We start from the raw sequence: 11,905 nt of genomic DNA, 5'->3' as shown, positions 1-11,905 counted from the left end.
CGGATGGCCAGGGAAGTCGACGTCGACGCCTACGTCAAGGGTGTGCTCGACGGGAAGCGCGCGGCCGTCGCCCGCGCCATCACGCTCGTCGAGTCCACCCGGCCCGACCACCGCGCCTCGGCACAGCGGCTGCTGACCGAACTGCTGCCGCACAGCGGCAACGCCCGGCGGATCGGTGTCAGCGGAGTGCCGGGGGTGGGCAAGTCCACCTTCATCGACGCCTTCGGCACGATGCTGACCGGGCTCGGCCACCGGGTGGCGGTGCTGGCCGTCGACCCGTCCTCCACCCGCACCGGCGGCTCCATCCTCGGCGACAAGACGAGGATGGAGCGGCTGGCCGTGGACCCGGCGGCCTTCGTCCGGCCGTCGCCCTCGGCGGGTACGCTCGGCGGGGTGGCCAAGGCGACCCGCGAGTCCATGGTGGTCATGGAGGCGGCCGGTTACGACGTCGTCCTGGTGGAGACCGTCGGCGTCGGCCAGTCCGAGACGGCCGTCGCCGGGATGGTCGACTCCTTCCTGCTGCTCACCCTCGCGCGGACGGGCGACCAGCTCCAGGGCATCAAGAAGGGCGTACTCGAACTGGCCGACGTCCTCGCGGTCAACAAGGCCGACGGGCCGCACGAGCGCGACGCCCGCGCCGCCGCGCGCGAACTGGCCGGCGCGCTGCGGCTGATGCGTCCCCACGGTCTCATCTCCGCTGGACCTGGGGATACCCCATCGGCCGACGCCGCCTGGACCCCGCCGGTGCTCAGCTGCAGCGCCCGGGAGTCCAGCGGGCTCGACACCGTCTGGGACCGCCTGGAGCAGCACCGCGCACTGCTCGACGCGGGCGGCCGCCTCGCCGCCAAACGCAGCGAGCAGCAGGTCGACTGGGCCTGGGCGATGGTGCGGGACGAACTCCTCGGCCGACTGCGTGCCCATCCCGCCGTACGGGCCCTCGGCCCCGCCCTCGAACAACAGGTCCGCGACGGTGAACTGACCGCCACCCTCGCGGCGGAGCGCATCCTGGGGGCGTTCTCGGGGGACGCGTGAACGGGTGCGCGCGCCCGGGCGCTGCGTCCGTGCGGTGCGCCCGTCCCGGGAGGCGCGAACGGGTGCGGGCGCCCGGGCGGTCGTCCCAGGCGCACCGGGCCCGGGGCGGCGCCCCTCCGTCAGCGCGCCAGTGCCAGCATCGCCAGCCGCCGCCAGTTCAGCCGGGGCCGGGCGGCGGGGACTCCGGGCCGGCGCCGCGGTACGCGGACCCGCAGGGCGCCGGGCCTGACGGCGCAGCGCACCGGCACGGGCATCGTCACCGCCTCCCCGTCCACTCCCACCTGCACCTCCGGCGCGTCGGCCTCCACGACGACCTCGTCCGCGGTGAGGGCGGTGAACCCGGGGGAGCGTTCGCCGCGCAGCAGCCCGGCGGCCTGGGCGGCGCTCTCGACCGTGACGCTCACGACGCCCAGGACGCCCCGGTCGAGGCGGTCCCGGCGGGCGACCGAGGCCCGGTCCCCGGCACGATAGGGGTTGTTGCTCACCAGGACGGCCTGCGGGGAGGCGATCGTCGTCCGCGCCGCCCGCACGGTGAGCCGCGGTCCCGCACGGTGCGTCAGCACGTCGGGGAACAACTGCAGCGCCGTGCCGACCTTGTCGTCGCGGTACGCGTCGCTCTGCACCACCAGCGCGTAGGCCCCGAACGAGGCGTTGTTGACGAAGACCCGGTCGCCGACCATGCCCAGGTCGACGGTGAGGTCGACCCCGTCGGTGAGCGCGTCCAGCGCCCGCGAGGGATCGTCCCGGTCGAGCCCCAGATCCAGTGCGAAATGGTTCCGGGTCCCCGCCGGAACCACCATGAACGGCACACCGCGCTCCGCGGCCACCCCCGCCACCAGGGCCTGCGTACCGTCACCCCCGGCCACCCCGAGCAGGTCCGCACCGTCGGCGACCGCCTTTCGCGCCACAGCCGCGACATCGCTGGGGTGGTCCGGATCCAGCAGGAAGACCTCCGCCCCCGCACGCTCCGCCTTCTCCTTCAGCCCGAACTGCTCCACCTTCCCGCCGCCCGAGCGGGGGTTCATGATCAGGAACGGCTGCGCAGGGCGGCGTGCCGCCACCGCGGGCCGGCCCTTGCGCCGGACGTCCAGGGCGAGGGCCTCCCACCCGGCCCAGGCGGCGACGGCCCCCAGGGCGAGGCAGAGCACCATGACCCACAGCACCCCGGAACGAACCTGCAGCCAGATGACGGTCAGCGGGGCGGCCACCGCCAGCAGCACCGCCAGCATCCGCACGGGCCCGCGCCGGGTCAGTGCCCACCACAGGGCCGCCGCCGTCACCACCGTCCCGGCGAGGACCAGCAGCACCATCGCGAGGCCGCCGAGCCCGGAGGCCACGAGCAGCACGACGGCAGCGGCGGCCGCGAGGATCGCCAGCCGTGCGCACCAACGCTGGACCCGGACCGTGCGCGTCTTCCCGTCGTCGTCCATGGCACCTCCGGTCCGTGTCCGTCCTACCGCCATTGCACAACCGCGCGGAGACGGCCGCCTCTCCTGCCGCCCCGGCCCATGCCCTGCCCGATCGAGGAACCCCTCGCCCGCCCGGCGCCGGCGCCCGGCCGTCCGGGCGCTCGGCGCCGCCCCCGCTCACCGGCCACCCGCCCCGGCACGCCCGCCGCCGTTGGCGATCATGAAAGGCCGCTGAGATCATGAGGGCTGACGAACGGACGGCACGGCGGTGGAACGCATGGCCGAGGACGCCCAGCTGCACCCCAGCGGCGACCCCTTGCTGGCCGCGAAGTTCGCGGTACCCGCCGTACCGCCTGCCTTCGTGGCACGGCAACGCCTCCTGGACCGGCTCACCGAGGGAGCCCAGGGCCCCCTCACCGTGATCACGGGCCCCGCAGGCGCGGGCAAGACATCCCTGGCCGCCTCATGGCGGGAAGCGGACCTGGCGCCCGGCCCCGTCGTCTGGCTCACGGTGGAGAGCGACGACAACGCGCCCGGCGTGTTCTGGGCCTATGTGCTCGGCGCCTTCCGCTATCACCGGGTGCCGCTTCCCGACGGCGTCGGCAGCCCGTCGAGCGCCGACAACGTCGACCACTCGCTGATCGTGCGGCTCGCCTCGGCCCTCGCGCAGCTGCCCGAGCCGGTGGTGCTCGTCCTCGACGGGCTGGAACACGCGGGCGTCCACGGCATCGCGGCCGAACTGGACTTCGTCCTCGCCCACGCCGGGCCGTCCCTCCGGCTGGTCCTCATCGGCCGGGTCGACCCCGCGCTGCCCCTCCACCGGTACCGAGCGGAGGCGCGGGTCTGCGAGATCCGCCGATCCGAACTCGCGTTCACCCCGCAGGAGGCGGCGCAGCTGCTGCGCTGCCACGGGCTCACCCCCTCCCAGGAGAGCGTCGGCGCCCTCACCGACCGCACCCAGGGCTGGGCCGCGGGACTCCGGCTGTGCGCGCTCGCCATGCAACGGACCGACGACGCCGAGCACTTCGCCCAGTCGTTCGCCGCCTCGCAGAACGCCGTCGCCGACTACCTGACGGCGGAGGTCCTGGCGGCCCAGCCGGCGGCGACCCAGGACCTGCTGATCCGGACCAGCATCCTCTCCCACGTCCACCCCGGGCTGGCCGACGCACTCACCGGACGCGACGACGGGGAGCGCATCCTCGGCAGGCTCGTCCGGGACAACGCCTTCGTCGAGCCGATCGGCGACACCTCCTGGTACCGCTGCCACCCGCTGTTCTCCGAGGTGCTCCGGGCCCATCTGCGCAGCCGCAGCCCGGCCCTGGGGGCGCCCCTGCACCGCGAGGCGGCACGCTGGCTCGACGGACACGACAGGCTGACCGACGCGATCGAGCACGCGGCCGCCGCGGACGACTGGCCGTACGCCGCCGGGCTACTCGTCGATCGGCTCGCCGCCGGACGCCTCCTGACGGGTCCGGACAGTCATCGCCTCGAACGAGTATTCAGGTCCATGCCGGACGGGCTGCCCGGCGCCGCGCCCGCCCTCGCCGCGGCGGCCTGTGCCATGGCCCGCGGTGACGCCACCGCCGGCCGCAAGCACCTCGCGGGCGCCCGTCCGAACGGCGACGCGACAGCCGAGTGCCTGCTCACCCGGGCGGTGTTGCGGCTCCTCACCGACGCGGACACCGGCCCCGGCCCGGGTACCACGGCCCCCACAGCACCCGCCTCCGCGAGCGGCGGCGACCGCGGCGGCGACGACTGCGGGCCGGCGACGGAGGCCCCGGTCCCGAGCCGGGGGACACCGGACCCCGACCGCGAGGTCAGGGCGCTGATGGAGCGGGTGGACCGCGAGCGGCTCGACCGGCACCCCGAGATCGAGGCGCTCCGGCTCTACGGCCGCGGCCGCGCCCTCCTCGCGGCGGGTCACCGGCCCGAGGCACGGGAGGCGTTCGCCGCCGCCCTCGCCGCGGCCACGGACGAGCAGACCTGGACGGTCCGCTACCACAGCCTCGGTGCCCTGGCGCTCGCCGAGGCCGTCGACGGACTGCTGAGGGAAGCGGAAGCGCACGCCCTGGACGGCATCAAGGCCGCCGAGGAGCACGGGATCCCCGTCGACCGCCGCACGCCGCGGTGCCACCTCGCCCTCGCCTCCGTCTCGGCCGACCGGGGCGACCTCACGAGCGCCGCCCGCCATCTCGCCACCGCGCGTTCCCACCCGCCCGCCCGTGACGTACCGGCCGCCGCCGAGGCCGCGGTGCTGCGCTCCCGCCTCGAACTCGCCCACGGACACGCGGCGGCAGCACTGTCGGCTCTCGACGACGTCCCCGTGGCCGCAGACGGTCCGGCCGGTGCCGAGGTCGCCGGCCGAATCGCCGTGGCCCGCTGCTCCGTTCACCTCGGACGCGGTGATCCGGCAGCCGCGCTCGCCGCACTGGGCGAGGCGCCCCCCGGCGGCCCCGCCCTGGCGGTCGCCTCGGCCGCCGCCCATCTCGCGGCCGGAGACGGCGCACGGGCACGCCGGCTGCTCGCCGGGCTCACCGGCGGCGAGCCGGTCGCCCCGGCGGTCCGGGTCCGCGCAGAGCTCCTCGATGCCCGGCTGACGGCCTTCGAAGGGGACACCGGGAAGGCGGCGTCGCTCGTCGCCGGCGCCGTGCGCACCGCACGGCCGCACGGACTGCGCGCCCCGTTCACCGAGGCCGGCCCGTGGCTGCGGCACCTGCTCGCCCGCGTACCGGGACTCGCCGACGCCGGGGCCTGGCTGACGGGACGGTCCGCCGGCGCCGGGAAGCGGCCCGTTCGCGGTTCCGGCTCCGGGGACACGGCGACCGGGTCGCCGCTGTTCGTGGAACAGCTCAGTCCCCGGGAGCGCGACGTCCTGCGGTGCGCCGCACAGATGATGTCGACGGACGAGATCGCCGCCGAGCTGTTCCTGTCCGTCAACACCGTCAAGACGCATCTGAAGAGCGTCTACCGCAAGCTGTCGGTCTCCCGCCGCAGCGAGGCGGTACGCCGCGCCCGGGACGCCGGCATGCTCTGAGGCCGCCCGGGTCGCCGGCCCGATCCCGGACCGCGGGGCCCGGGGCGGACGGGCCGCGTGCCGGGTCACCTCACTCGGGTGATGCGGCCCGGCCGCCCGCGGCGGGACCATGCAGCAAGAGCCCTCAGCACACGGGGAAGTGCTCGCATGCGATACGAGTTCCGCATCTCCGGTCATCTCTCATCGGCCGTCGCCGGTGCTTTTCCCGAGCTCGACGAAGTGACGGTGCCGGAGGAGACCGTCCTGTACGGGCCCGTCACCGACGAGGCACATCTGTACGGGCTGCTCGTACGCTTCCAGGACCTCGGCCTCCACGTGGTGGAACTGCGCCGACTGCCCGACTGAGCCCCGCGGTGCCGCCGGGCCGCACGGAACGGTCAGCCCCGTCCCGGCCCCGCACGGCGTGCGGGTCTGCGCCCGGGCCGTCAGCCGGTCCGCACGCCGTCGGCCACGCGCTCCCGCAGCTCCGCACCGCTCCTCGACGCCTTCTCGTACCAGGCCCCGTACCGCTCGCTGAGCAGTACGGACGTCACCCCGTGCGCCAGCACGCTCAGCCCGACGGTGACGGCCACGACCCGGCCGGGCAGGGCCGCCCCGATGCCGTACTCCTTCACCACGAGCAGCGCCAGCACCAGCGACGCCAGGCCCCGCGGGCCGAACCAGCCCACGTACGCGACCGTCGGCAGCCGGAGTCCGCTGCCGGCCAGGGCGAGCGCGACCGGCACCATCCGCACCACGGTGAGGCTGAGCAGCGCGTAGGTGACGGTCCGCCAGTCCAGGTACTCCAGCGCCGGCCCCAGCAGCACGGCGCCGAACACCAGGAAACTCGTCGCCGCGAGCAGCGCGGCCAGGTTCTCGGTGAACTCGCGGCTCCCGGCGAATCCGTGGTCCCGGGAGCCGTCCGGGGACGTCTTCGGCGGCGCGCCGCGCCGCAGCAGGACGGCGAAGACGATGCCCGCCGCCCAGACCGCGATGAACCCGCTGCCGTCGACGACCCGCGCGAGCGCGAAGGACGCCAGGACGGTGGCCAGGATCAGCAGCTGGTTCCCCTCCCTGCTCACCCATCCGGCGGCGCTCGCCCGCCGCAGCAGCAGGCCGGCCGCGATACCGGAGGCGACCCCGAGCGCCGTGCTGAGCACCAGCGAGCGCCAGAAGATGCCCACGTGGTCCTCCTCGGCGGCGCCCGGCAGGGCCGCGAGGAGGAGGATGAAGACGGGGAGGACGATGCCGTCGCCGATGCCGCACTCGGCGTTGAGCCCGCCGCGCACGAGCGGCGGCACCCGCTGGGAGGAGACGGCGGTCCGGCACACCGCCGCGTCGGTGGGCGCGAGGACGGTGGCGATCAGCGCCATCTCCCACACGGTCAGCCCGGAGAGCAGCGGCCAGGCCAGCAGCCAGCCCGCGGCGATCGTGAGCGGCAGACCGATCGCCAGCAGCCGCACGGGCAGGAAGCGGCCCTGGTGCAGCTGGCGTCCGCGCAGGCTCATCGCGTCGGTGAACAGGACCAGCGCCAGCGCCGTCTCGACCAGGACGAGCACCGGTCCCGCGTTGTGCTCGAGGCCGAAGAGCCCGAGCCCGGCGGGCCCGATGAGCACCCCGCAGGCGGTGAAGAACAGCGGCGCGGTGACCGCGGTCGCGGCGATGCGCTGCGACACCAGCGCGTACCCCGCGGTCACCGCCGCCACGGCCACCCCGGTCAGGGCGTTCCCGCCGCTCACGCACTCATCACCCACCCGGCCGGCCGGTGTCACGGACCGGTTCATCGTCGGGCACGTCGCCGCCCCGCTCCGGCACCGACACGGCCCGGGCCCACCGGCGCGTCGCCGGGCACGGCGCCGTACCGCCCCGGCACCGACACGGCCCGGGCCCGCCGGCCCCCGTGGTCCGGCAGGGCCTCCGATTCACCCGTGCGGGGTGAGGGAACCGTCCGCCCGCCGCCCCACACTGACGGCGAGCGGACTCCGAGGTCCGACGGCTACGGCAGGAGGACGGCTATGCACGGCACGGTCTATCTCGCTTACGACTATCCGGTTCTGGGCGCGTTCTGGACCGTGATGTGGCTCTTCCTCTGGGTCGTGTGGCTGGTGCTGCTCTTCCGCGTCTTCGTGGACATCTTCCGCGACCACGAGATGAGCGGCTGGGCCAAGGCGGCCTGGCTGATCTTCGTGCTGCTGATCCCGTTCCTCGGCGTACTGGTCTACGTGATCGTCCGCGGCAAGGACATGGGCAGGCGCGAGATCAAGCACGCGCAGGAGCAGCAGGAAGCGTTCAACGCGTACATCCGGCAGACCGCCAAGGGCACCGGAACGGGGGACGAGCTTGCCCGGCTCTCCGAGCTCAAGGCCAAGGGTGACCTGAGCGAGGAGGAATTCCAGCGAGCCAAGCAAAAGCTCCTGAGTTGAGGACGAGGGGACATCATGACCCAACCGACCACCGGACACTCCAAGAGCTACTTCGCCTGGGCCGGAGGCCTGACGATGTTCGCGGGAGTGGTCCTGATCATCGCCGGATTCCTCGATTTCTTCCGCGGAATCATGGGAATCGCGAACGACGACGTGTTCGTGGCGACGCCCGGCTACGTCTTCCGATTCGACCTCACCGCATGGGGCTGGCTGCATCTGATCTTCGGGATCGTCGCCGTCGCGGCCGGTTTCGCCCTCTTCAAGGGCGCCCTGTGGTCGCGGATCCTCGGCATCGCCCTCGCAGGGGTGCTGCTGGTCGTCAACTTCCTCTCCCTGCCGTACTACCCGCTGTGGTCCCTCGTCGCGATCGCCCTGTACATCGCGATCATCTGGGCCCTGTGTGTCGGACGGTCGCCGGAGGAGAAGATCTGACGGGCGGCCGGGACCGCCGGCTCACCGGGCCGGCGGTCCCGCCCGCAGTGCTTCCAGCATCCGTGACAGTGCCGCCCAGGTGTCGTCCAGGTCCGTCGGGCCGTGGGAGGAGGCCAGCCACAGGGCGGCCTCGTTCATCGCCCCGGACAGCAGGCGGGTCAGGGGCTCCACCGGCTGCGGGGGGATCTCTCCCGCAGCGGTGAGGCCGGCGAGCGCCTCGGTGAGATGGCGTGCGGACGCCGCCTCGTCGAGGGCCCGCCACTCGTTCCACCCGAGCACCGCGGGACCGTCGAGCAGCATGATCCGCTGGACCTCCGGGTCCGTACCGGCGGTCAGGAACGCCCGGCAGCCCGCGGTCAGCTGTGCCCACGGGTCGTCCTCGGCGCCTGCCGCCGCCGCCACCCGGCCGGCGACCTCCTGCTGTACCACTTCCAGGACGGCGCGGAACAGCGCCGCCTTGCCGTCGAAGTGGTGGTACAGCGCGCCCTTGGTGACCCCCGCGGCGCGCACGATCTCCGCGAGGCCCACGGCCGCGTAGCCCTCGGCCGCGAACAGCCGGCGGCCCTCGCGTACCAGTGCCCCGCGTGTCAGCTCCCGCTGCCTGGCCCGTGTGGTGTGGTGCGCGTCCGGCATGGTTCCCGCTCCCGCCTTTTGACATACCGATGGTACGCGAATAGCGTACTTCACATACCATCGGTATGTGAAAGGAAGTCCGCCATGCTGACCAGCTTCTATCCCGTGATCTGCACGCCCCGGATCCAGGAGTCCCGCGCCTTCTACACCGATCTGCTCGGCTTCGCACCGACGTTCGAGGCCGACTGGTACGTCAGCCTCCGGCGCCCCGGCCCGCTCCCGTACGAACTCGCCCTGCTCGACCCCGCCCACCCGACACTGCCCGAGGCCTACCGCACCCCCGTGCGCGGACTGCTGCTCAACCTCGAAGTCGAGGACGTGGACGCCGAGTGGGAGCGACTGGTCGTGGGGGAGGGGCTGAAGCCGGAGCTGGAGCTGCGCGACGAGGACTTCGGGCAGCGGCACTTCATCGTCGCCGACCCCGGCGGCGTCCTCGTCGACGTGATCACCCCCATCCCGCCCTCGGGGGACTTCGCCGCGCAGTACGTCCCGGCCGGCGACCGTCCGGAGGCGCCGACGCGCACTCGGACAGGTGTGCACAGCGCGCGCGACCAGGACCCCCGGGCTGCAATGGACGGGTGACGGCCACCCCCGACGACTGCCTCGCCCGCAACGAGTGGATCTGCGGCGACTACCTCTCCACCCGCCGCGAGATCCTCTGGGACGCCACTCTCCAGCACCTCCAGCTGACGTTCGTCTCCGTGGCGCTCGGATTGCTCCTCGCCGTGCCCTTGGCCGTCGCCGCCCGGCGCCTGCGCTGGGCCGCCGCTCCCGTGCTCGGGGTGACGACGATCCTCTACACGATCCCGTCCCTGGCGATGTTCTCTCTGCTGCTCCCGGTGTACGGGCTGTCCGCCTCGCTGGTCGTCACCGGACTCGTGCTCTACTCGCTGACCCTGCTGGTCCGCAACATCCTCGCGGGACTGCGCTCCGTGCCCGCGGAGGCCCGGCAGGCCGCACGCGGCATGGGTTATGGTCCCACGCGGCAGCTCCTGGCCGTCGAGCTGCCGCTGGCCCTGCCGGCCGCGATGGCCGGGCTGCGCATCGCCACCGTGTCCGCCGTCTCGCTGGTCACCATCGGCGCGATCGTCGGCTTCGGCGGACTGGGCAACCTCATCTACTCGGGGATGAGCACCTACTTCAAGGCCCAGGTGCTGACGGCCTCGGTGCTCTGTGTGGTCATCGCCGTGGCCGCCGACCTCGTCCTGCTGGGTATCCAGCGGGTGCTCACTCCCTGGTCGCGGCCCACACGGCGGGCCGCCGCGTGAACACGCTCGCGCAGACCTGGGACTGGCTGACCAGCTCCGCCAACTGGTCGGGCCAGGACGGGGTGTGGCGACGGCTCGGCCAGCACCTGTACCTCACCTCGGTCTGCCTGGTGATCAGCTGCGCGATCGCACTTCCCGTCGCCCTCGTGCTGGGCCACCTCGGCAAGGGCGGCGCCCTCGCCGTCAACATCTCCAACGTCGGCCGCGCCGTGCCGACCTTCGCGGTCCTCGTCCTGCTGCTGCTCAGCCCGATCGGTACGTGGGGCGACTGGCCCACCGTCGTCGCGCTGGTGCTGTTCGCCGTGCCGCCGCTGCTGACCAACGCCTACGTCGGGATGCGCGGTGTCGACCGTGACGTCGTACGCGCCGCCCGGGGGATGGGCATGACGGGGAGCCAGACGCTGCTGCGCGTCGAACTTCCCCTCGCGACGCCGCTGGTCCTGACGGGAGTGCGGATCGCGGCCGTCCAGCTCGTGGCCACCGCGACCGTCGCGGCGCTGGCGGGCGGCGGGGGGCTGGGCCGCATCATCACGGCGGGCTTCAACCTCGCCTCCACCCCGCAGGTGGTCGCCGGTGCGGTGCTCGTCGCGGCCCTCGCCCTGATGGTGGAGGGGGTCTTCGTGGCCGTGGAGCGGTCCGCGCCCGTATGGGCCCGGGGACAGGCGTCATGAGGCGGCTCCCCGCCCTCCTCGGCGCGGTCGTGCTGGCCCTGGCGGCCGCCTGCACCACGGGCCCCTCGCTGGAGGACCGGGGCGAGGTGACCGACCCGCCCGGGGACAGCAGACATCTGACGATCGGGTCCGCCGGCTTCACCGAGAGCGACCTGCTCGCCCGGATGTACTCCCTGCTGCTCGAGCACGCCGGGTACCAGACGAAGATCATCTCCGTCACCAACCGGGAGCTCTACGAACCGGCGCTGGAGAGCGGCCAGATCGACGTGGTCCCCGAGTACGCCGCAACCTTCGCCGACTGGCTGGGAGCCAAGGCCCACGGCCCCGGCGCCCCGGCCGCCGGCTCGCCCGACCTCGGCGTCACCATGAGCGCGCTGCGCTCGCTCGCCGACCCGCGCGGACTGAAGGTCCTCGACCCGGGGCGGGCCGTCGACCAGAACGCCTTCGCCGTCACCGAGGAGTTCGCCCGCGCACACGACCTGCGGACGCTGAGCGACCTCGGCAGGTCGGGGATCCCCGTACGCCTCGCCGCCGGGGACGAATGCGTCCGGCGGCCGTACTGCGCGCCCGGGCTGGAGAAGACGTACGGCATCCGCATCAGCGGCATCGACCCCAAGGGCGTCGGGACCACCCAGGCCAAGCAGGCGGTCCAGTCGGGCCAGGACCAGATGGTCCTCACCACCAGCACGGACGCCACCCTCGACGACTTCGGCCTGGTGCTGCTGGATGACGACAAACACCTCCAGAACGCCGACTACATCGTCCCCGTCGTCAACCGGGCGCGGGCCGGCGGCCCCGGGGTCACGAAGGCCCTCGACAAGCTGAACGCGGTCCTGACCACCGAGGACCTCGCCCGGCTCAACGAGCAGGTGGACAGCTGGCGCAGACTGCCCGAGGACGTCGCCCGGCAGTACCTGCAGTCCAAGGGCCTGCTCCCGAAGTGACCCGGGCCGCCGGCCGCGAGGCGTTCGGGCGGCCGTTCCCGGAGCGGCTCAGACGTCCGCCATCGAGCGCCCGTTCCCGC

11 protein-coding genes and 1 pseudogene are annotated in these 11,905 nt (G+C 73.7%); 9 read left to right on the top strand and 3 right to left on the bottom strand.

Features of this window, described 5'->3' with window-relative positions; all coding sequences use genetic code 11:
• Positions 1-3 precede the first annotated feature (3 nt).
• Positions 4-1,032 carry a methylmalonyl Co-A mutase-associated GTPase MeaB gene (meaB, locus tag BLT82_RS15020; RefSeq protein ID WP_093654923.1) on the top strand — a complete coding sequence of 343 codons (1,029 nt, stop codon included), beginning with the start codon at positions 4-6 and terminating at the stop codon, positions 1,030-1,032.
• A 119-nt stretch (positions 1,033-1,151) separates the two neighbouring features.
• On the opposite strand, the gene BLT82_RS15015 is transcribed toward meaB, so the two are convergent.
• A complete protein-coding gene (locus tag BLT82_RS15015; protein WP_093654921.1) occupies positions 1,152-2,462 on the bottom strand; it encodes a diacylglycerol/lipid kinase family protein in 1,311 nt (436 codons plus the stop codon).
• A gap of 256 nt (positions 2,463-2,718) precedes the next feature.
• Here BLT82_RS15015 and BLT82_RS15010 point away from each other — a divergent pair, with 256 nt between their 5' ends.
• Positions 2,719-5,475, top strand: a complete 2,757-nt coding sequence (locus BLT82_RS15010) for a winged helix-turn-helix domain-containing protein (protein ID WP_093655226.1) — start codon at positions 2,719-2,721, stop codon at positions 5,473-5,475.
• 147 nt (positions 5,476-5,622) lie between these two features.
• The gene (locus tag BLT82_RS15005; protein WP_093654919.1) at positions 5,623-5,820 is read left to right on the top strand and encodes a hypothetical protein; all 198 of its coding nucleotides are present in this window, start codon (positions 5,623-5,625) and stop codon (positions 5,818-5,820) included.
• An 80-nt stretch (positions 5,821-5,900) separates the two neighbouring features.
• Here BLT82_RS15005 and BLT82_RS15000 read toward each other — a convergent pair whose 3' ends face one another.
• Complete coding sequence (locus tag BLT82_RS15000) at positions 5,901-7,193, bottom strand: cation:proton antiporter domain-containing protein (protein WP_093655224.1); 1,293 nt, start codon at positions 7,191-7,193, stop codon at positions 5,901-5,903.
• A 276-nt stretch (positions 7,194-7,469) separates the two neighbouring features.
• Here BLT82_RS15000 and BLT82_RS14995 point away from each other — a divergent pair, with 276 nt between their 5' ends.
• Together BLT82_RS14995 and BLT82_RS14990 are read left to right on the top strand one after the other, a co-directional pair.
• Entirely contained in the window at positions 7,470-7,877 is a 408-nt protein-coding gene (locus BLT82_RS14995) for an SHOCT domain-containing protein (RefSeq protein WP_093654917.1), read from the top strand.
• Positions 7,878-7,892: 15 nt separating this feature from the next.
• The gene (locus tag BLT82_RS14990; protein ID WP_093654915.1) at positions 7,893-8,309 is read left to right on the top strand and encodes a DUF7144 family membrane protein; all 417 of its coding nucleotides are present in this window, start codon (positions 7,893-7,895) and stop codon (positions 8,307-8,309) included.
• Positions 8,310-8,330: 21 nt separating this feature from the next.
• Here the strand turns inward: BLT82_RS14990 and BLT82_RS14985 are convergent, their stop codons facing one another.
• A complete protein-coding gene (locus BLT82_RS14985) occupies positions 8,331-8,942 on the bottom strand; it encodes a TetR/AcrR family transcriptional regulator (RefSeq protein WP_093654913.1) in 612 nt (203 codons plus the stop codon).
• A gap of 84 nt (positions 8,943-9,026) precedes the next feature.
• Between BLT82_RS14985 and BLT82_RS14980 the strand changes: the two are divergent.
• The 4 genes and pseudogenes from BLT82_RS14980 to BLT82_RS14965 form a co-directional block, all read left to right on the top strand.
• Positions 9,027-9,428, top strand: a pseudogene (locus BLT82_RS14980) (VOC family protein); the annotation flags it as partial.
• 92 nt (positions 9,429-9,520) lie between these two features.
• On the top strand, positions 9,521-10,210 hold the full coding sequence (locus BLT82_RS14975; protein ID WP_093654909.1) for an ABC transporter permease: 690 nt from the start codon (positions 9,521-9,523) through the stop codon (positions 10,208-10,210).
• The gene (locus BLT82_RS14970; RefSeq protein WP_208867903.1) at positions 10,207-10,881 is read left to right on the top strand and encodes an ABC transporter permease; all 675 of its coding nucleotides are present in this window, start codon (positions 10,207-10,209) and stop codon (positions 10,879-10,881) included. Before BLT82_RS14975 ends, BLT82_RS14970 begins: the two co-directional genes overlap by 4 nt.
• Positions 10,878-11,825 (top strand): ABC transporter substrate-binding protein, encoded by a 948-nt coding sequence (locus tag BLT82_RS14965; RefSeq protein ID WP_167746015.1) that lies wholly within the window; start codon positions 10,878-10,880, stop codon positions 11,823-11,825. Before BLT82_RS14970 ends, BLT82_RS14965 begins: the two co-directional genes overlap by 4 nt.
• Positions 11,826-11,905 lie beyond the last annotated feature (80 nt).

Origin of the sequence: Streptomyces wuyuanensis (assembly GCF_900103455.1) — a bacterium.
GTDB classification, from domain to species: Bacteria; Actinomycetota; Actinomycetes; order Streptomycetales; family Streptomycetaceae; genus Streptomyces; species Streptomyces wuyuanensis.
Note: the sequence above shows the minus strand (reverse complement) of the source record. Positions and strands in the feature narration are given on the sequence as shown.

Bases quoted from the DNA above. Each gene is read 5' to 3' on its own strand.
- meaB (WP_093654923.1), top strand. From the start codon at position 4: ATGGCCAGGGAAGTCGACGTCGACGCCTACGTCAAGGGTGTGCTCGAC.
- BLT82_RS15015 (WP_093654921.1), bottom strand. From the start codon at position 2,462: ATGGACGACGACGGGAAGACGCGCACGGTCCGGGTCCAGCGTTGGTGC.
- BLT82_RS15010 (WP_093655226.1), top strand. From the start codon at position 2,719: ATGGCCGAGGACGCCCAGCTGCACCCCAGCGGCGACCCCTTGCTGGCC.
- BLT82_RS15005 (WP_093654919.1), top strand. From the start codon at position 5,623: ATGCGATACGAGTTCCGCATCTCCGGTCATCTCTCATCGGCCGTCGCC.
- BLT82_RS14995 (WP_093654917.1), top strand. From the start codon at position 7,470: ATGCACGGCACGGTCTATCTCGCTTACGACTATCCGGTTCTGGGCGCG.
- BLT82_RS14990 (WP_093654915.1), top strand. From the start codon at position 7,893: ATGACCCAACCGACCACCGGACACTCCAAGAGCTACTTCGCCTGGGCC.
- BLT82_RS14985 (WP_093654913.1), bottom strand. From the start codon at position 8,942: ATGCCGGACGCGCACCACACCACACGGGCCAGGCAGCGGGAGCTGACA.
- BLT82_RS14965 (WP_167746015.1), top strand. From the start codon at position 10,878: ATGAGGCGGCTCCCCGCCCTCCTCGGCGCGGTCGTGCTGGCCCTGGCG.